Consider the following 19594-nt stretch of genomic DNA (forward strand, 5'->3'; position numbering starts at 1 on the left):
TATGTAGGTAAGGTAGGAGAGGATATTATGAACAAATTTATCAAAATAATCATAGTTTTCTTATTAATCGTCCCATTTTTAGCAGCCTGTTCAAATACAGCTGGAGAAGAAGCAAAAACAGAATTAGTCATTTCAACCGCTTCTAGTCTCAAGGAAGCGATGGAGGATATACAACATACATATGAAGAAGAAAACCCTCATATTAAACTACGATTTAACTTTGGAGCTTCCGGTTCCCTGCAGCAACAAATTTCTCAGGGTGCTCCAGTAGATCTTTTTTTTTCTGCTGCGGAGGACAAACTTGATTTATTAGTGAAAGAGGGCTTAATGGATAAAAATGATGTTACAGATTTATTAGGAAATGAGTTAGTATTAATCGTTCAAAATGGTAGGAAAACAACTTTAAAAAGCTTTCAAGATTTAAACAAGCAAGAAGTAGAGAAAATTTCTATTGGAATGCCTGAAACAGTACCTGCTGGGAAATATGCAAAAGAGTCGTTACAAAACTTAGGGATTTGGAATGATATAGATTATAAAATAGTGTTTGCTAAAGATGTTAGACAGGTACTATCATATGTTGAGACGGGGAATGTTGTAGCTGGAATCGTCTATAAAACAGATGTAATTTCTTCTAAAAAAATTAAGGTAATTGCTTCAGTGGAAGAGCAAATGCATACTCCAATTATTTACCCACTTGGGATCATTAAAGATACCAAACACTATGAAGAAGCGAAAGATTTTTATGATTATCTTCAGAGTGAGAAAGGTTTAAAGGTTTTTGAAGATTATGGATTTACTATTAACTAACATTACATTATACGAGTTTTTTAATCCTATTTGGTTATCCCTAAAAATTACTATCATAGCCAGCGTTATTGTGATTATTTCAGGAATATTAGTAGGAAGACTTCTAGCGAGAAATTCTTTCAAGGGAAAATCGATAGTGGAAACATTGCTATTACTACCATTGGTGCTTTCCCCTACTGTTGTCGGATTTTTGTTAATTGTTATATTTGGTCGAAATAGTATTTTTGGGCAAGTGATCGAAAGGTTGTTCAACCAGCCGGTAATCTTCACCTGGTGGGCGGCGGTGATCGCTTCGGTAGTAGTAGCTTTCCCTCTAATGTATCAATCTGCAAAGTCCGGATTTCAAGCAATCGATACTAACATTGAAGAGGCTGCTAGAGTTGATGGCGCTAGTGAATGGAAGATTTTGTATTACTTATCTATACCGCTTGCATCTAAATCACTTATGTCAGGGGCAATTTTAAGTTTTGCACGCGCGCTTGGTGAATTTGGTGCCACATTAATGTTTGCAGGTAATATCCCAGGTCAAACCCAAACTCTACCTACAGCAATTTATACTGCGATAGATTCTGGAAATATGGAATTAGCTTGGCTCTGGGTTACTTCTATTATATTTATATCCTTTATCATGTTGATGATTATACAGCGTAACCAGAATTATTGAATACTATTTGAGACTTAAGCTTAATTGCTTAAGTCTTTTTTTGAATAAAAATACTATTGATTTCCGTTCTGAGATCATAGCTCATAAGGATACTAATATAGCCAATACTCTGTGTAAATGACCCATTAACGACTTAAAGTCGCCAAAAAGGATGCTACGAATGTAGCCCATAGTCAAGCAGACGGGGATAAAACCCATAAATTATCAAATATAGTCTGGAATATGCTCTCATTTTCTGTGTTCTCTACTTAGAATTTTGTGCTCTAGGGAAAACCCGGTAGTGTTTAGGACTTTCCCTAATGTCGAATATTGTCATAGTCTTTCATAATAATAGTATAAGAATGAGCAAGTAATTGATTCCCGTCATGCTAGTCATTCGAATAGGAAGGGTGATCGATACTAATGAAACGAAAATTTGGATTGAAGTATTTTAAGCCTACAGAAAAATATTCAGGAAGCTGGTCGATTCTTGAGCAAAAAAACCGAGACTGGGAAAATATGTACCGTGAACGTTGGTCACATGACAAAGTAGTTCGGACAACACACGGAGTTAACTGTACTGGTTCTTGTAGTTGGAAAGTATTTGTGAAAAACGGAATTATTACATGGGAAAATCAGCAAATAGATTATCCATCATGTGGTCCTGAAATGCCAGAATTTGAACCTAGAGGATGTCCTCGTGGAGCATCATTTTCATGGTATGAATATAGCCCATTACGTGTGAAATATCCATATATGCGAGGTCGACTATGGAGACTTTGGAAAACTGCTTTACATGAACATACAAATCCAGTGGATGCTTGGGGAAGTATTGTTGAAGATCCAGAGAAAGCATTTACTTATAAAAGAGCCAGAGGTAAGGGTGGACATGTCCGAGTTTCCTGGCAGGATGCAATGGAATTGATATGTGCACAATTGATCTATACGATTCGTAAGTATGGTCCTGATAGAATAGCTGGATTTACACCAATTCCGGCAATGTCAATGATCAGCTATGCTGCTGGTTCGAGATTTATCAGTTTACTTGGTGGGGAAATGTTAAGTTTCTATGATTGGTATGCTGATTTACCACCAGCTTCACCACAAATTTGGGGAGAGCAAACAGATGTACCGGAATCATCTGATTGGTACAATTCGGGTTATTTAATCATGTGGGGCTCAAATGTCCCATTAACTCGTACACCAGATGCCCACTTTATGACTGAGGTTCGTTATAAAGGAACAAAAGTTGTTTCGGTTGCTCCTGACCATGCAGAAAACGTGAAATTTGCAGATAACTGGCTAGCTCCACATCCTGGAACAGATGCTGCTGTAGCTCAAGCGATGACACATGTTATTTTGGATGAGTTTTACGTTCAACGTAAAGAAGAAATGTTCATTAACTATGCAAAACAATATACAGATATGCCATTTTTAATTTTATTGGATGAACATGAAGGTATTCACAAAGCTGGACGGTTCTTACGCGCAAGTGACTTTGGAGATACAACAGAGAATTCTGAGTGGAAACCTGTAATTATTGATGAAATTACATCTAAAATAATTGTACCTAATGGGACAATGGGGCAACGCTGGGAACAAGATAAAAACTGGAATCTTATTTTAGAAAATGAAGATGGAACTAGAATTGAGCCGGCAATGAGTGTTGAAAATTATGAATCAAGTCAAACAGAAATAGTTTTCCCGTTCTTTGATAATGTTGCAAATGGAACATTTAATAGACATATCCCAGCTAAACAAGTTACTTTGGCTGATGGAAGTACTCGTCTAGCAGTTACTGTATATGATTTAATGCTAAGTCAGTATGGTATCAATCGCGCGGAAAGTGAATTTAACGCAAAAGGATATGATGATGCCGAATCATTTTACACACCAGCTTGGCAAGAAAAAGTCACTGGCGTAAAAGCATCGGTAGTTGTACAAGTAGCTAGAGAATTTGCTCAAAATGCTATTGATACAAAAGGTAGATCAATGATTATTATGGGAGCGGGTATTAACCATTGGTTCAATAGTGATACAATTTATCGTTCTATTTTAAACCTAGTTATACTGACAGCGTCTCAAGGAGTTAACGGCGGCGGATGGGCCCATTATGTTGGTCAAGAGAAAGTTCGTCCTATTGAAGGCTGGAGCACTATTGCATTTGCTAAAGACTGGCAAGCACAACCGCGGCTTCAAAATGCTACTTCCTTCTTCTACTTTGCTACGGACCAGTGGAAGTATGAAGAAATGGGTAATGATTCACTAAAATCTCCTCTAGCTGGAGAACTTAAGTACCAACATCCTGCAGATTATAATGTATTAGCTGCAAGACTTGGTTGGTTGCCATCTTATCCACAGTTTAACAAAAATAGTTTACTTTTTGCTGAAGAAGCAGCGGCAAAAGGGAAAACAACAAATGAAGAAATAATAAAAACGGCATATGACCAAATCGTTTCAGGCGAAGTAAAAGGTGCAATCGAAGATCCAGACTCACCTGAAAACTTCCCAAAATCCTTATTTGTTTGGAGATCAAACTTAATTTCTAGTTCTGCCAAAGGACAAGAATATTTTATGAAGCATTTACTAGGTGCAAGTGATGGATTATTAGCGACTCCAAATGAAGATGAAAAACCTGAAGAAATAAAGTGGAGAGATGATGTAGAAGGTAAGTTGGATCTGTTAGTTTCTATTGATTTTAGAATGACAACTACTCCATTGTACTCAGATATTGTATTACCTGCTGCAACTTGGTATGAGAAAACAGATATTTCATCTACTGATATGCATCCATTTGTTCATCCGTTCAATCCGGCAGTAGACCCACTATGGGAATCACGTTCCGACTGGGATGTATACCGCTCATTAGCTCAAACATTTTCTAAAATGGCGGAATCACATTTACCAGGAGTTTATAAAGACGTAGTTACATCTCCGCTAGCACATGATTCGAAGAGTGAAATTTCTCAACCAATGGGATTAGTGAAGGATTGGAAAAAAGGTGAGGTTGAACCAGTCATTGGTAAAACTATGCCTAACTTTATAGTCGTGGAAAGAGATTATACAAAGGTTTATGATAAGTTTGTTTCGCTTGGGCCTTTAACTGAAAAAGGAAAAATCGGAGCTCATGGTGTAAGTTTCTCTGTAGCAGAAGAATACGAGGATATGAAAAAAATAAACGGGACTCATTTTGATGACACTATTAAAAACGGTCTTCCAATGATTCACTCAGCAAGACAGGCAGTAAACGCTGTACTTCACTTATCATCAGCAACAAATGGTAAGGTATCTCAAAAAGCATTTGAATCAGCAGAAAAAGATACAGGTGTGCAGCTGAAGGATATTTCTGCAGATCGTGCAGCTGAAAAAATTACGTTCCAAAATATAACTGTTCAACCAAGAGAAGTAATTCCAACACCTGTGTTTAGTGGTTCGAATAAATTAGGTCGACGATATTCACCATTTACAACAAATATAGAACGATTAGTTCCTTTTAGAACATTAACGGGTCGCCAACATTTCTATATTGATCATGAAATATTCTTGCAATATGGTGAATCGCTACCAGTTTACAAACCAACATTGCCGCCAATGGTCTTTGGTACTAAGGATAAACCTATTGTCGGCGGGAAAGATGCACTAGTTTTACGTTATTTAACACCACATGGAAAGTGGAATATTCATAGTACTTATCAGGATAATTTGCATATGCTCACATTATTTAGAGGTGGACCAGTTGTTTGGATTAATAATGACGATGCAGCGGAGCATGACATTGAAGATAACGCTTGGTTAGAAGTTTATAACCGAAATGGTGTAGTAACAGCTAGAGCAGTTGTTAGTCATCGTATGCCAAAAGGAACTATGTTCATGTACCATGCACAGGATAAGCATATTAATGTACCTGGTTCTGAAATAACAGAAGAACGAGGGGGAAGTCATAACGCACCTACTAAAATTCATGTTAAACCAACTCAAATGGTCGGTGGTTACGCACAATTAAGCTATGGGTTTAACTATTATGGTCCAATAGGTAACCAAAGAGATGGATACGTAGCTGTTCGTAAGATGAAGGAGGTAAATTGGCTTGAAGATTAAAGCGCAAATAGCAATGGTGATGAACCTTGATAAGTGTATAGGGTGTCATACATGTAGTGTTACCTGCAAAAGTACTTGGACAAATCGTGAGGGTGCCGAATACATGTGGTTTAACAACGTAGAAACTAAACCTGGTATTGGTTATCCTAAACGCTGGGAAGACCAAGAAGTATACAAAGGTGGATGGCAAATGCGAAATGGAAAGTTGGAACTGAAATCCGGTTCAAAGCTTTCTAAAATAGCATTAGGAAAAATTTTCTACAATCCCGATATGCCAGAAATGAAAGATTACTATGAACCTTGGACATATGACTATGAAAAGTTAACAAATTCACCTGAGGTGAAGCATTCCCCTGTTGCTCGTCCAAAATCAGTAGTTACTGGTGAATATATGGATTTAGAATGGGGACCAAACTGGGAGGATGATTTGGCAGGGGCTCATATTACGGGACCTACTGATCCAAACATCCAAAAAATTGAGGAAGAGATTAAGTTCAATTTTGAACAGTCATTTATGATGTATCTACCAAGATTGTGTGAACACTGCTTAAATCCAAGTTGTGTAGCATCTTGTCCATCAGGAGCTATGTATAAACGCGAAGAAGATGGGATCGTTCTAGTTGACCAGGAAGCATGTCGTGGTTGGCGCTATTGTATGACTGGTTGTCCGTATAAAAAAGTATACTTTAACTGGAAAACAAACAAAGCAGAGAAATGTACGTTCTGTTATCCTCGTATTGAATCAGGACTTCCGACGGTTTGTTCTGAAACTTGTACAGGGCGTATTCGTTATTTAGGGGTACTATTATATGATGCAGACCGTGTACTAGAAGTAGCCTCAACCCCAGATGAGAAAGATTTGTATAAAGCACAGTGTGGAATTTTCTTAAATCCAAATGATCCTGAAGTCATTGAACAGGCAAGGAAAGATGGAATAGCAGAAGAGTGGATTGAAGGTGCACAAAACTCTCCGGTTTATAAACTAGCAATAGAATACCAGTTAGCATTCCCATTACATCCGGAATATAGAACATTACCAATGGTATGGTATGTTCCACCTTTAAGCCCTATCATGAACTATTTTGAAGGGAAAGATTCCATCAAAAATCCGGATATGATTTTCCCTGCAATTGAAGAGATGCGTACACCAATTCAATATTTAGCAAATATGTTAACAGCAGGTGATGCACCAGCGGTAAAAGGTGCTCTTCAACGAATGGCCATGATGCGCTCTTATATGCGTGCAATTTCTTCTGGTAAAGAATTTGATGAAAGTCGTTTAGAACGTGTAGGATTAACAGCACATCAAACACAACAAATGTATAGATTATTGGCAATTGCTAAATACGAAGATCGTTTCGTCGTTCCTACTTCTCATCGAGAAGGATATATGGATCCTTATCGTGCACAAGGATCAATGGGTTATGATATGGGCTGCGACGGATGTGGACCAGCTTCTCCTAACCCAACAGCAACTAAAACGGGTAAGGAAATTTATGAAGAGAACTTCTACGGAGGGATTTGGCGTGATTGATTTAGAAAAGCTATATAAACATAAACCGGCTTTCGGCTTTTTTGCGCAGCAATTAACTTATCCAGAAAAACTAACCTTTCACCCTACCCTAATCGAAGAATCATTTTCACCAAATGATCCTGCGTACGAATTAGTGAAAGCGTACTGGGATGAAATTCATACGTATAGTTTGGATGATATACAGGAACTATATGTTCAGACATTTGACTTTCAAAAAAGTGCAACATTATATATGACTTATTTTAAATTTGAGGATGCAAAAGAGAGAGGTCAAATGCTTGCGAAGTTAAAAGTAATGTATGAGATGTTTGGTTTAGATATGCCAGCAGAGGAGCTTTCCGATTTTCTACCACTTATCTGTGAATTTTTATACGCCGCAGAATGGATAGGTGATTCTAGAGCGAAAGATAGTTTTAATATTCTATTTGCTGTACTGGAAGATGGGACATATAATTTAATTGAAGCATTGGAAAAGTTTAATAGCCCATATCTCCGGCTTGTCAGAGGCTTACGAGAAACCTTCAAAGCCTGTATAGAAAGGGAGGCTGTAAATCATGAACATGATTGATCAGTTTTTATGGGTTATATTTCCGTATATTTGTATAGCAGTTTTTATTGTAGGTCATATTTTTCGATATAGAACAGATCAATTTAGCTGGACGGCAAAATCGAGTGAATTTATAGAGAAAAAACAATTAATGATTGGAAGCTTACTGTTCCATATTGGTATTATTCCGGTAATAATGGGGCATGTATCTGGGCTAGCAATACCGAAATCATGGCTTCATGCAGTTGGTGTAAATGATCACTTATACCATATTGGAGCAATTTACATTGGTGGATTCTTTGGATTTGTGACATTGGCAGGGATGATCATTTTGACATCTCGTAGATTCACAAAGTCAACTGTTCGTAAATTGAGTAGTACGTCAGATTTAATAGTAAATGTGATTTTATTATTTATCGTTTTTATGGGGATGTATGCAACGCTGGTTACAAATGCAGTTCAACCTGATTTTGACTATAGAACCTCCATTTCGGTCTGGTTTAGAAACTTATTTATCTTACAGCCAGATGCATCCTATATGTTAAATGTGCCTATGTCTTTTAAAATCCATGTAGTAACAGGGTTTTTAATATTTGCATTATGGCCATTTACTAGATTAGTTCACGTATGGAGTGTACCATTAAACTACGTAGGTAGAAGCTATATCTTATATAGAAAGAATCGATCAGAATAAAGAAAAAGGAGACTTCGGTCTTCTTTTTTATCCATAAGGGGTATTTATATGAAAAATGATATTGATTTTCAAAAAGTGATAACCGCTTTTAAAGACAAGTATGAAGTAGATTTAGTGGCATTAGCCTTTATCCAACCAGCACAGCTTGAATATGTGCTAACATGGCAGTACGCTATTGGAAATATTAATAATCGTTTGAAAAGAATTGTTCTACAATCCGGCAAAGGTATTGCAGGTCAAGTTTTTAAATCTGGAAAGCCTATGCATGTACCAAATGTCGTGACTGAGTATCCTGATAGAGATTTGTTTAATTACCCAATAATTGTTTCTGAAAAGATTAAAAGCTTTTGTGCTCTGCCACTTTATAAAAAAAATAAAGTTCAAGGAGTATTATTGTTGGGATATAGGGAAGAGGATAAGATGACGTATGAATTATTTGAAAAAATAATTTATAATATCCATATTGATTTTCCAAAATATTACGGTAAGGAGATGGCTAAGAATTGACAAATAATGCACATTCAGAGTTAGTTGATAGCTTAATAGGAATGTACGAAAACAGTTCTGAAGCCTTTTTCTTTTTTAATAAAGATAATAAATTATTACATTTGAATCCGATTGCGAGAGAAATAGTAGATACAGATGCATTAGATGCTATGTTGGAAGGTCAAGAAAGGTCTACTTGTCAAACATGTAAAGGCTATACGAATACAACAGAGTTAATTTCCTGTGAAAACTGTTATTTCTCCGATCCAAAACAAGATTTCAGTTCATTTCAAGTATATCTAGATACGAAAGATAAAGGGGTTCTTCCCTATGTAGCAAGTTTTCACACTATTGATAGTGAAAATGGAACAAAAGTACTTATCTTAAGAAATTTAACAAAGTTACTTGAAACAAGAGAATTACTATTTAAAAATACAACGATTAAGCAAATAATTAAAGCACAAGAAGACGAACGCAAAAGAATTTCAAGAGAACTTCATGATAGTGTAGCACAGGAAATATTGAGTTCATTAGTAGATTTAAGACTTATGAAATATTTGAAAAGTCCTGAGGAAGTCTCCCAGAAAGTTCAGCATATGGAAGCATCTTTAACAAGACTGCTAGATGAAATAAGGAATATGTCTGTAGAATTACGACCTTCGTCATTAGATGATCTAGGCATTGAAGCAGCACTAAGATCACATTTTAAATGGATTGAAAAAAACTATGGATTAGTTGTCCATTATACATCTGAAATCAAAGGGAAACGTTTCCTTAATGAAATGGAAACGGTTGTCTATCGAATATGCCAGGAATCAATTCTAAATGCACTAAAATATGCTGATGTGGACGAGGTTAACGTCGAACTATATGAGAAAGATGATAATTTAATATTGAAGATTGTTGATGACGGTATTGGCTTTGATACTTCACAGAGAGTGTTTAAGGGTACTGGCCTAGGATTGTTTGGTATGAAGGAAAGAGCTGAACTAGTAGGTGGTAAATTGTCTATTATGTCATCTATGGGTAAAGGGACTGAAGTTCTACTATACATCCCACTAAAGGAGCGCTAAACGAATGAAAATTGTTATTGCAGATGACCATGCAGTTGTACGAAGTGGATTTTCAATGATACTAAACTATCAAGAGGATATGGAAGTTGTTGCAACTGCTGCCGACGGAATAGAAGCACATTTGATGGTCGCAAAGCATCAACCCGACATTCTTCTTCTAGACTTGAGTATGCCACCTGGAGAGAGTGGGTTAATAGCGACTGGGAAAATTAGTGAAGACTTTCCAGATACAAAAATTCTTATTTTAACAATGTATGACGATCAGGAGTATATGTTCCATGTATTGAAAAATGGTGCTTCGGGATACATATTAAAGAATGCACCAGATGAGGAACTTTTGAGCGCTATACGCATGGTTTATAAAGGGGGAACATATATACATCCCAAAATGGCAACTTCTCTCGTAAAAGAATTCATAAAAAAAGATCAAAATATAGTAGACGACGATCCATTTAGAGTACTTTCCAAAAGAGAAATAGAGATTCTACCGTTAGTTGCAAAAGGCTATGGCAATAAAGATATTGCTGCAAAACTATTTATATCTGTAAAAACGGTAGAAGCACACAAGGCAAAAATAATGGAAAAATTAGATTTAAAAAGTCGTCCAGAGCTAGTTGAGTATGCACTGAAAAAGAAATTATTAGAATTTTAAAAAGTGAGGTCTTTAATAATGGCTAATGCTAATTTCCAAAGTCCCGTTCCAGCTATGAGAATATTAGAAAACGAACATCAATATTTAATGCACTTAATGAATGAATGGCATGCGATCGTTTTAAACTTTGAAAACGATGCATATGAGGAAATTGAAGCTCGTACAGAGTTCTCGGTGCTACGTAAGCTGTTAATCGATTTCTTAGAGCCTCTTAAAAATCATACTGATAAAGAAGAAAAGTTCTTTTTCCCGTTATTAGGGCATTATATTGGAACAGAACAAGGTCCAATAGTAACTATCGAAGCAGAGCATGAAGAAATAGATGCATATATAGGTCATTTTTTACATCATACTAGAGCAGGTATAGATCATTTAAGCCTAGATGATATGAAACGAATAGCGAAGGACGCAGGTGAAGCCTTCGAAGTGTTAATGGTTCATTTTGTAAAAGAAGAATCTGTATTGTTTCCTATGACTGATCGAGTGATGAAAGCAGTGGACCAAGATAAATTATTAGAACAACTGAATACTTTAATTGTTTAAAATAACTCATTTCACTCTATGGGTTATTTTTTTCTATTTGTATCAAATTCACCACAGAGTGATGAAAACTAAAATACACATCGATTTCCGCGGACACGGATCCAATCCCTTGTGCTTTATGGTAAACACGATGAAATACAAGTAAACACTATCCTTTGCATTCTCCCACGTGATTAGAGAACAAACCAAAAGTAATTCAATTCTACACATTCAGTCTGTAAAATGGGAAAGTAATTTGGTGAAATTATCCATTCCGCAAGTAAAAGTAATAGTCCGCAAGTAAATATAGGCTTTGAGCAAGTATCTTATACGACCGCAAGTAATCCACAGATGGGAGTAAGTAAACAAAAGGTGAGAGCAAGTAAAGATAAAATATGATTCAATAATTCTTAAAAGATAAGATAAACAGGTTTTGAACTTAATGGACCGACCTCATTTTGCCTGATTTTTCTATTGTTAAAATGATGATGTTAAGTAAACAAACAATCGTATGAATTCACACTTTAAACTTTATAACAGGAGTCATTTTCATAGAATAAGCATTCAGTAATTACAGTAAAATCAAGAAACTACATTAATATAATCTTTTTAGGGAATACCCTTGGCCGTTAAGGGGAGTCCCCTATTAGAAACTTTTCATATTTTAGTTAAAATAATAGTAGGGAATCAATACGTGAATCATTCAATACCAATTAGAAAAGGTGATATGAATGATAAAGAAAGTCCAATTGCCGTTACAGACAATGAACTTAGTTTTAGGCTTTATGATTTGGGTAATCATTTCTTCATTACTTCCATTTATTAAGGAAGATATTGATATACCAGCTGATAAAATAGCAATATTGACTGCTATACCTGTAGTACTGGGATCTATATTACGTATACCGCTTGGTTATTATGCAAATGTAATTGGTGCAAGACTTGTATTTCTTATTAGCTTTGTACTTCTAATGTTCCCCGTGTTTTATATAAGTGAAGCTTCTAGTTATATAGATTTAATAATCGGTGGTCTATTTTTAGGGGTTGGGGGAGCAGTTTTCTCTGTAGGTGTTACATCATTACCTAAATATTATCCGAAAGAAAAACATGGTTTTGTAAATGGTATTTACGGAGCAGGAAATATTGGTACTGCAATTTCTACTTTTGCAGCTCCAATGATTGCGACTCAAATTGGTTGGTCTTTGACTGTTAAATTATATTTAATATTACTATTAGTATTTATAGTTATTAATATTTTTCTTGGAGACAAACATGAGGTGAAAGTAAAAACACCTATAATCGAACAGATTAAAGGTGTTTGGAAAAATGATAAGCTTTGGTTTTTCTCTTTATTCTATTTCATAACTTTTGGATCGTTTGTGGCATTTACTGTTTATTTACCAAATTTCCTAGTGAGTAACTTTGAATTAGATAAAGTCGATGCAGGTTTAAGAACTGCTGGATTTATCGCAGTAGCCACAGTTTTTAGACCAGTTGGTGGGTGGTTGGGTGATAAATTTCAACCGCTATTCCTATTGATGGGTGTATTCTCTGTTTATACAATAGCTGCAATATTATTAGCTTTCTCTCCATCTATAATGCTATATACAATTGGATGTATTGTTATAGGAATTAGTGCAGGAATAGGAAATGGTGTAATATTTAAATTAGTACCATTTTATTTCAATAAACAAGCTGGTATTGCCAATGGTATTGTTTCGATGATGGGTGGTTTAGGTGGATTTTTCCCACCACTATTATTAGCGACAATTTTCTCAATAACTGGACAGTACTCAATAGGATTTATGCTACTATCTTCTGTATCTTTGGCAAGTTTAGTTTTAGTAGTATTTATGTATTATCAAGATAGATTAAAATTGGCTCAGGAAGTTTTCAAATCAACTGGTCAAGGAATTATGGTAACAAACACAGCTGGTACAATTGTTACAGTTAACCCATCGTTTACACAATTGACAGGATTTAGTGAGGAAGAAGCTATTGGGAAAACTCCTAGAATCTTGAAATCTAATCGTCAAGAAAAAGCATTTTATGATGAAATGTGGAAGTGTATTCAAAAAGATGGAATGTGGCAAGGTGAGATTTGGAATACCAAAAAAAATGGGGAAGTATTTTTGGAATGGTTAAATATTAGTGCAGTTAAAGATGAGACAGGTGAAGATGTAAGATATGTTGGAACCTTTACTGATATAACTGAACACCGGACCAACGAGGGCAACCAATCGTAAAGATAGGGGGCCTTCCCCTATTTTAAATATGTCTAGCTCCAGCGCCTAGCCCCTCGAGTCGCTTTAGGATTTTAGAAAAGGCAAAGAACGCCTTTACTTAAAGTCCTTCCAGCGATAGTCGGGGCTTACATTGGCGCTTGCGCTTTTCTTAAAAGGAAGTGTTTTAATGGAATCGCGATATTCAAGACAACTATTATTTAAACATATAGGAGCATCTGGTCAAAAACATTTAAGTGATGCAAAAGTGGCGATTATTGGTTGTGGAGCACTTGGTTCTGCAATTGCTGAAACATTGGTGAGAGCAGGAGTTGGTACAATTCATATAGCTGATCGTGATTATGTAGAGTTATCAAATATTCAAAGACAACAACTTTTTACAGAGCAAGATGCTGTGGAAATGCTTCCAAAAGTAGTTGCGGCTGAGAAAAGATTAAAAACGATTAACTCCAATATAGTTTTGCACACTTACTTACAAAACGTAGATTATACGCAAATAGAGTATTTAGCTTCTAGAGTAGATGTAATTATGGACGCCACCGATAACTTTGAAACAAGACAGCTGATCAATGATGCAGCATACAAACATAATATACCGTGGATTTATGGAGCGTGCGTTGGTAGCTCTGGTGTTATATTTCCCTTTATACCGAAACAAACAGCGTGTTTCAGATGTCTGCTGCCAGTTTTGCCAACTGTCAACGAAACCTGTGATACCGTTGGAATAATCTCTCCTGCAGTTCAAATTACGGCAGCTACACAATGTACAGAAGCTCTTAAACTTTTGACTGGAAATGATGGAGCTATTCGTTCAAAGGTGCATCATTTTGACTGTTGGAATAACACGTTTTTAGATATTGGTATTTCGAAGCTTAAAAAAGAAACTTGTGAAACATGTGGTGAACATGCTACATATCCATCTCTAGAAAGAGATCAGCAATCACAATATGCTGTGTTATGTGGAAGAGATGCGGTGCAAGTTTTACCAAGTCCAGGTAGGAAAGTTACGTTACAAGACGCAGAAAAATTAACAAAAAGTATTAATGCATTCAAGAAAAGAACCCCTTACTTTGTAGAATTCCAACGAGAACAACATAGAATGGTACTTTTCGCAGATGGAAGATTGCTAATACACGGTATAAAAGATGTAAACCTAGGTAGAAGACTATATACAGAAATTTTCGGATAAATGATGGGGGACTAGTCAATTGTCAACTCAATTTGGATTAAATCGTACTTTAAACGTTGCAATATTAACAGTAAGCGACACTAGAACAGAGAAAACGGATAAAGGTGGATTACTAATTTCACAATTATTGGAGCAGGCATCTGTACATGTGGTGGAGAAGTTAATATGTAAGGATGAAATAAATGAAATTCAGGCTATACTCAAAATTTGGACAAGTAATGACAATATAGATGCCATAATTACAACTGGTGGGACAGGTATTGCAAAAAGAGATTGTACTATTGAAGCGATATTACCAAGCTTTACTAAAGAGATTACTGGTTTTGGAGAACTTTTTCGTTTTCTAAGTTTTACGGAGGATGTTGGAACGAAAGCAATGCTTAGTCGTGCGGTTGCTGGAGTAGTAAATGATAAAGCTGTGTTTGTTCTTCCAGGATCTGTCGGAGCTATTAAGTTAGCGGTAAATAAGCTAATTCTTCCGGAGCTTGAACATATTGTATTCGAATTGACAAAATAAAAACGAGAAACTAGACACTAGTTTCCCGTTGATAATCGCCATTTTTGCCACCAGTTTTGGATACTAGCATAGTAGATCCGATTACCATATCTTTGCCACCCGCTTTACACATATCGTAAATAGTTAGGGCAGCAGCAGATGCCGCTACAAGGGCTTCCATTTCGACACCTGTTGAACCGATAGTTTTCACTTCGGATTGGATATTAATTACATTTTCTTCATTCCTAGACCATTCGAATGTAATATTTATTCCTGATAAGAGAATTGGATGACACATAGGTATTATAGTAGAAGTATTTTTTGCAGCCATTATACCTGCAACTTGTGCAACGGCAAATACATCTCCTTTTTTGTTAGTTCCATCGGTGATTTGGCTTTTAATAGTATCATTTACAGTGATAGAGGAAACGGCAACGGCAGTTCTAGTAGTTTCGTTTTTTTCCGAAATATCTACCATCTTTGCTCGACCTTGTTCATTAAAGTGTGTAAGTTCTGACATCATTTACATCCTTTCAAGTGGGATAAACAAATTATAGCATGTGTAGTAGAAGGAGTTGTTAAAAATGGTAGAAATCAGAAAACCAATTGCGGTAAGAGATGCTATAAAACGTGTAATGGACAAAGCGAATGCATTGCCAATAATAGAAATTGCTCTTGAAGAAAGTTATGGATACATTTTGGCAGAACCAATTATTGCAATGCATGATGTGCCTTCATTTAATAATTCGCCATATGATGGTTTTGCGATCCGTTCAGAGGATTCGATTGGTGCCAGTGGAGATAATCGACTTCATTTTAGAGTGATAGATCATATAGGTGCTGGACAAGTTTCTAAACATGCTCTTGGAAAGTATGAGGCAGTACGTATTATGACTGGCGCTCCTATTCCAGAAGGTGCAGATGCAGTTGTCATGTTAGAGCAAACAGTAGAAAGTGAAAACACTTTTACTATTCGCAAGCCATTTAAACAGCTTGAAAACATTTCTTTACAGGGTGAAGATTCGAAAAAGGGAGAAATGTTGATTCCATTAGGTACTTTTATCCATCCCGGAACTATAGCGCTTTTAGCAACTTTTGGATATGCAAAAGTGAAGGTTAGAAAAAAACCGATTGTCGGTATTCTTTGCACAGGGACAGAGCTTTTAAAGGTAGAAGATGAATTAGCACCAGGAAAAATTCGTAATAGCAATGGACCAATGATAGAAGCACAGTTAAAGAGAAGGGGTATTGAATCTCGTTACTATGGAACTCTTTCGGATGATTTAGAAAGCTGTTTCCAACTTGTAAAAAAAGTGTTAGAGGAGACTGACTGTGTCATAACTACTGGTGGAGTTTCAGTAGGTGATTTCGATCATTTACCAGAAATCTATCGTAGACTTCAGGCTGAGCTACTATTTAACAAAGTAGCTATGCGTCCTGGTAGTGTGACAACTGCAGCATTTGCAGATGGTAAGTTACTGTTTGGACTGTCTGGTAATCCATCCGCTTGTTTTACGGGCTATGAATTGTTTGTAAAACCAGCTATTGAAAATATGATGCTAAATAATTGTCCCTATACTCCTCATATAAAGGCAAAATTGACAGAGGACTTTTTAAGGCCTAATCCATTCACTCGATTTGTTCGAAGTGTATATAGGTTTGAGGGGAATGAAGCAATTATTACTCCCGCAGGTTTTAACAAATCTAACGCAGTGTCGTCGATTGCAAGAGGTAATGCGTTGATGGTGCTCCCAGGTGGCACCAGAAATTTTGTAGCAGGTGACATAGTAGATGTTCTATTATTGGGAAATGAAAATGGTGTTTCTTCATGGATGTCGTGAATATTTTACAAGTTGTAGGGTATAAAAATAGTAGAAAGACTACTTTAATAGACAATTGGGTTAAAGAACTTGTTTCAACTGATAAGGTAGTTTCCATTATCAAGCATCATGGACATTCAAATGGTCTAAATCTTCCTAATAGCGAAACAGATAGTATGAAGTTTTTCCTTTCTGGAGCCACATGCTCGATTGCAGTAGATGATCAAACGATTCAAATGCATCAAGCAAAGAATAATTGGACGCTTCAGCAATTAGTACAAATAGCAAAAATCAGTGAACCCGAGGTTATCTTCATAGAAGGGTACAAACAGGAACATTATGAGAAAGTAGTTATTTTAAGAGATTCAAAGGATTGGGAGACACTTCAGTATCTGACGAATATAGTTTGTGTAATTGTACACGGTGACCTGAAAATAGAAAATTATCCAATGATACATATTGAAAATACAGTTCTATTAAAAGAATGGTTAATAGATTGGATTGGTGGAGATAAGCTTGAAATTATTTGAAATCGTAGAAACAGTGATTGACCCAGAATCTTATAGAAAAGCGGTGCTACATGCATCTGCTGGAGCAGTAACAGTATTTACGGGTCATGTTCGGGAATGGACTAAGGGAATAAGAACTATTTATTTGGCATATGAGGCATATATACCGATGGCGGAAAAAAAACTTGCTCAAATTGGGAAAGAAATTGAAGAACAATGGCCCAACACTAAAGTTGCTATAGCCCATCGAATTGGAAAATTGGAAATATCGGATATTGCAGTTGTTATCGCCGTCTCATCTCCTCATCGTAAGGTCGCCTATGAGGCAAATGAATATGCAATTGAACGCATAAAAGAAATTGTACCAATATGGAAGAAAGAAGTTTGGGAAAATGGTCAGGAATGGATAGGAGAACAAAAACAGAAGCCAATAGTGGAAGGAGAGCTAAAATGATTACGGTATTGTATTTTGCAGGTTTGAAGGAAAAGACTGGATTAGATAAAGAAGAGTTTATATTTTCGGGAAAAACAGTAAAACAATTATTAGAGGAACTTCAACGTAAATATGAAGGACTATCAGAAGGAATAATCCAGGTAGCTATCAATGAGGAATATGCTTTACCAGAAGATATTATTGAAGAAAAAGACATAATTGCATTGATTCCACCGGTTAGTGGTGGCTGATGAAAACAGTTGGGATTTTACTTGCTGGGGGAATGTCTAGGAGATTTGGTTCTCCCAAAGCGTTCGCAACATGGAACAATCAGTTTTTTTATAACTTGTCTTATGCTGCATTAGATAAAGTATGTGATGAAGTGATTATTATTACGAGAGAAGAGTTATTGCCTTTATTTCCAAAGGATCTTTCCCTACTTATTGATGATCATAGGTTTTCTGGGGATGGACCTTTAGCTGGTATCTTTACGGGTATGAACAACATAAAAGCTGATCAATTTGTAGTGCTACCGTGTGATATGCCATTTATAACAAGTGATGAGTTAAAGAGGTTAATGCTTTATCGTTCTACTGGAGACATTAAAGCCGTAAAACAAGGAGAAATATTTCAACCGCTTGTAAGCATATGGAGTGGAAGTTTGAAAGAAAAAATATATCAAAGTTTAATGAACAAAAATTTTAGTGTAATGCAGTTTATGTCAACTGTAAGTACAATGTGGATTCTTGCAGATCAGATTAGTGATAATCCAGCTTCTGTGTTCCAAAATATAAATAAACCACTATGAAAAGGAAGTGAAATGTATGTCGGTGAATATATTGCAAGATCGATTATATAGACCAATGAAAGATCTGCGAATTTCAGTAACCGATCGCTGTAATTTCCGTTGTTCATATTGCATGCCTAAAGAAATTTTCGGTGATGATTATGTGTTTTTACCTCGAGATGAACTATTAACGTTTGAAGAAATGGAAAGATTAGCAAAGATCTTTGAAAGTTTTGGTGTTAGAAAAATTCGATTAACTGGTGGAGAGCCGTTAATGCGAAGAAATATAGATGAACTGGTTAAAAAACTGCTCACTTTGGACAATATTAAAGACGTAGGTCTAACTACAAACGGAGTATTATTGAAGCAATATGGTCAAAAATTGAAAGATGCTGGATTAACAAGACTCAATATAAGTCTGGACGCATTAGATGAAAACTTATTTGGAAATCTCAATGGAAGAGGGATTAAATCTTCTTTCATTTTAGAAAATATACAATTTGCACAGAATCTTGGCTTTGAAGTGAAAGTAAATATGGTCGTCCAAAAAAATGTGAACGATCAAGAGATTATTCCAATGGCTAAGTATTTTAAAGAACAAGGAATTACTCTTCGCTTTATTGAATTTATGGATGTTGGAAATGATAACGCCTGGAGTTTTGAAAAAGTAATAACAAAAAAACAAATTTTAACGATGCTACAACAAGAATTTGATTTAGAGCCCGTAGATAAAGATTATTTTGGTGAAGTTGCTGAACGTTATCGATATGTAGGAACTGAATCACAAGTAGGCTTTATCACATCAGTATCGGAATCATTCTGCTCGTCTTGTACGAGAGCACGACTATCATCTGATGGAAAGTTTTACACATGCTTATTCGCTACAAATGGATTTGACTTACGAGAACTCATACGAAATGGAGCAACAGATGATGAGTTATCAGATGCTATCAAGAATGTGTGGGAGCGTAGAACAGATCGGTATTCAGATGAAAGAACAGAAGAAACTGCTAAAAACCGTACAAAAATAAATATGTCTTATATTGGTGGATAAGAAAGGA

At 36.0% G+C, this 19594-nt stretch carries 20 protein-coding genes; 19 read left to right on the plus strand and 1 reads right to left on the minus strand.

The window, feature by feature from the left end; all coding sequences use genetic code 11:
• Positions 1 to 27: 27 nt before the first annotated feature.
• From modA to ACQCPR_RS08250, 13 genes are all read left to right on the plus strand, one after another.
• Positions 28 to 807 (plus strand): molybdate ABC transporter substrate-binding protein, encoded by a 780-nt coding sequence (gene modA, locus ACQCPR_RS08190; RefSeq protein ID WP_340929528.1) that lies wholly within the window; start codon positions 28 to 30, stop codon positions 805 to 807.
• Complete coding sequence (gene modB / locus ACQCPR_RS08195; protein WP_241600268.1) at positions 788 to 1471, plus strand: molybdate ABC transporter permease subunit; 684 nt, start codon at positions 788 to 790, stop codon at positions 1469 to 1471. The genes modA and modB overlap by 20 nt, the downstream gene beginning before the upstream one ends.
• Positions 1472 to 1873: 402 nt before the next feature.
• On the plus strand, positions 1874 to 5548 hold the full coding sequence (locus ACQCPR_RS08200; RefSeq protein ID WP_427138728.1) for a nitrate reductase subunit alpha: 3675 nt from the start codon (positions 1874 to 1876) through the stop codon (positions 5546 to 5548).
• On the plus strand, positions 5538 to 7082 hold the full coding sequence (gene narH / locus ACQCPR_RS08205) for a nitrate reductase subunit beta (protein ID WP_090561607.1): 1545 nt from the start codon (positions 5538 to 5540) through the stop codon (positions 7080 to 7082). The genes ACQCPR_RS08200 and narH overlap by 11 nt, the downstream gene beginning before the upstream one ends.
• Entirely contained in the window at positions 7075 to 7650 is a 576-nt protein-coding gene (gene narJ / locus ACQCPR_RS08210; protein WP_340879529.1) for a nitrate reductase molybdenum cofactor assembly chaperone, read from the plus strand. Before narH ends, narJ begins: the two co-directional genes overlap by 8 nt.
• A complete protein-coding gene (narI, locus tag ACQCPR_RS08215; RefSeq protein WP_090561603.1) occupies positions 7637 to 8323 on the plus strand; it encodes a respiratory nitrate reductase subunit gamma in 687 nt (228 codons plus the stop codon). The genes narJ and narI overlap by 14 nt, the downstream gene beginning before the upstream one ends.
• Before the next feature lie 48 nt (positions 8324 to 8371).
• On the plus strand, positions 8372 to 8830 hold the full coding sequence (locus tag ACQCPR_RS08220) for a GAF domain-containing protein (RefSeq protein ID WP_340879530.1): 459 nt from the start codon (positions 8372 to 8374) through the stop codon (positions 8828 to 8830).
• A 41-nt stretch (positions 8831 to 8871) separates the two neighbouring features.
• On the plus strand, positions 8872 to 9882 hold the full coding sequence (locus ACQCPR_RS08225) for a sensor histidine kinase (protein WP_427138924.1): 1011 nt from the start codon (positions 8872 to 8874) through the stop codon (positions 9880 to 9882).
• Positions 9883 to 9886: 4 nt separating this feature from the next.
• A complete protein-coding gene (locus tag ACQCPR_RS08230; protein WP_090561599.1) occupies positions 9887 to 10534 on the plus strand; it encodes a response regulator in 648 nt (215 codons plus the stop codon).
• An 18-nt stretch (positions 10535 to 10552) separates the two neighbouring features.
• Positions 10553 to 11077, plus strand: a complete 525-nt coding sequence (locus tag ACQCPR_RS08235; RefSeq protein ID WP_340879532.1) for a hemerythrin domain-containing protein — start codon at positions 10553 to 10555, stop codon at positions 11075 to 11077.
• A 710-nt stretch (positions 11078 to 11787) separates the two neighbouring features.
• On the plus strand, positions 11788 to 13302 hold the full coding sequence (locus ACQCPR_RS08240; RefSeq protein WP_090561596.1) for a nitrate/nitrite transporter: 1515 nt from the start codon (positions 11788 to 11790) through the stop codon (positions 13300 to 13302).
• A gap of 166 nt (positions 13303 to 13468) precedes the next feature.
• Positions 13469 to 14488 carry a ThiF family adenylyltransferase gene (locus ACQCPR_RS08245; RefSeq protein WP_427138729.1) on the plus strand — a complete coding sequence of 340 codons (1020 nt, stop codon included), beginning with the start codon at positions 13469 to 13471 and terminating at the stop codon, positions 14486 to 14488.
• Positions 14489 to 14507: 19 nt separating this feature from the next.
• Positions 14508 to 15005 carry a MogA/MoaB family molybdenum cofactor biosynthesis protein gene (locus ACQCPR_RS08250; protein ID WP_340879535.1) on the plus strand — a complete coding sequence of 166 codons (498 nt, stop codon included), beginning with the start codon at positions 14508 to 14510 and terminating at the stop codon, positions 15003 to 15005.
• Between the two features lie 10 nt (positions 15006 to 15015).
• On the opposite strand, the gene moaC is transcribed toward ACQCPR_RS08250, so the two are convergent.
• On the minus strand, positions 15016 to 15504 hold the full coding sequence (moaC, locus tag ACQCPR_RS08255) for a cyclic pyranopterin monophosphate synthase MoaC (protein WP_427138730.1): 489 nt from the start codon (positions 15502 to 15504) through the stop codon (positions 15016 to 15018).
• A 64-nt stretch (positions 15505 to 15568) separates the two neighbouring features.
• On the opposite strand from moaC, the gene ACQCPR_RS08260 reads away from it, so the two are divergent.
• The 6 genes from ACQCPR_RS08260 to moaA are packed head-to-tail and all read left to right on the plus strand — an operon-like array spanning position 15569 to position 19587.
• A complete protein-coding gene (locus ACQCPR_RS08260) occupies positions 15569 to 16825 on the plus strand; it encodes a molybdopterin molybdotransferase MoeA (protein ID WP_427138731.1) in 1257 nt (418 codons plus the stop codon).
• Positions 16813 to 17334 carry a molybdopterin-guanine dinucleotide biosynthesis protein B gene (mobB, locus tag ACQCPR_RS08265; RefSeq protein WP_427138732.1) on the plus strand — a complete coding sequence of 174 codons (522 nt, stop codon included), beginning with the start codon at positions 16813 to 16815 and terminating at the stop codon, positions 17332 to 17334. Before ACQCPR_RS08260 ends, mobB begins: the two co-directional genes overlap by 13 nt.
• A complete protein-coding gene (locus ACQCPR_RS08270; protein WP_427138733.1) occupies positions 17321 to 17767 on the plus strand; it encodes a molybdenum cofactor biosynthesis protein MoaE in 447 nt (148 codons plus the stop codon). Before mobB ends, ACQCPR_RS08270 begins: the two co-directional genes overlap by 14 nt.
• A complete protein-coding gene (gene moaD / locus ACQCPR_RS08275; RefSeq protein WP_090561582.1) occupies positions 17764 to 17997 on the plus strand; it encodes a molybdopterin converting factor subunit 1 in 234 nt (77 codons plus the stop codon). Before ACQCPR_RS08270 ends, moaD begins: the two co-directional genes overlap by 4 nt.
• Positions 17997 to 18554: a molybdenum cofactor guanylyltransferase gene (locus ACQCPR_RS08280; RefSeq protein WP_090561579.1), complete on the plus strand. Its 558-nt coding sequence runs from the start codon at positions 17997 to 17999 to the stop codon at positions 18552 to 18554. Before moaD ends, ACQCPR_RS08280 begins: the two co-directional genes overlap by 1 nt.
• A 16-nt stretch (positions 18555 to 18570) precedes the next feature.
• Positions 18571 to 19587 carry a GTP 3',8-cyclase MoaA gene (gene moaA / locus ACQCPR_RS08285; protein ID WP_427138734.1) on the plus strand — a complete coding sequence of 339 codons (1017 nt, stop codon included), beginning with the start codon at positions 18571 to 18573 and terminating at the stop codon, positions 19585 to 19587.
• The last annotated feature ends 7 nt before the right edge of the window (positions 19588 to 19594 follow it).

The sequence above is a fragment of the Psychrobacillus psychrodurans genome, from assembly GCF_050209195.1.
GTDB lineage: Bacteria > Bacillota > Bacilli > Bacillales_A > Planococcaceae > Psychrobacillus > Psychrobacillus psychrodurans.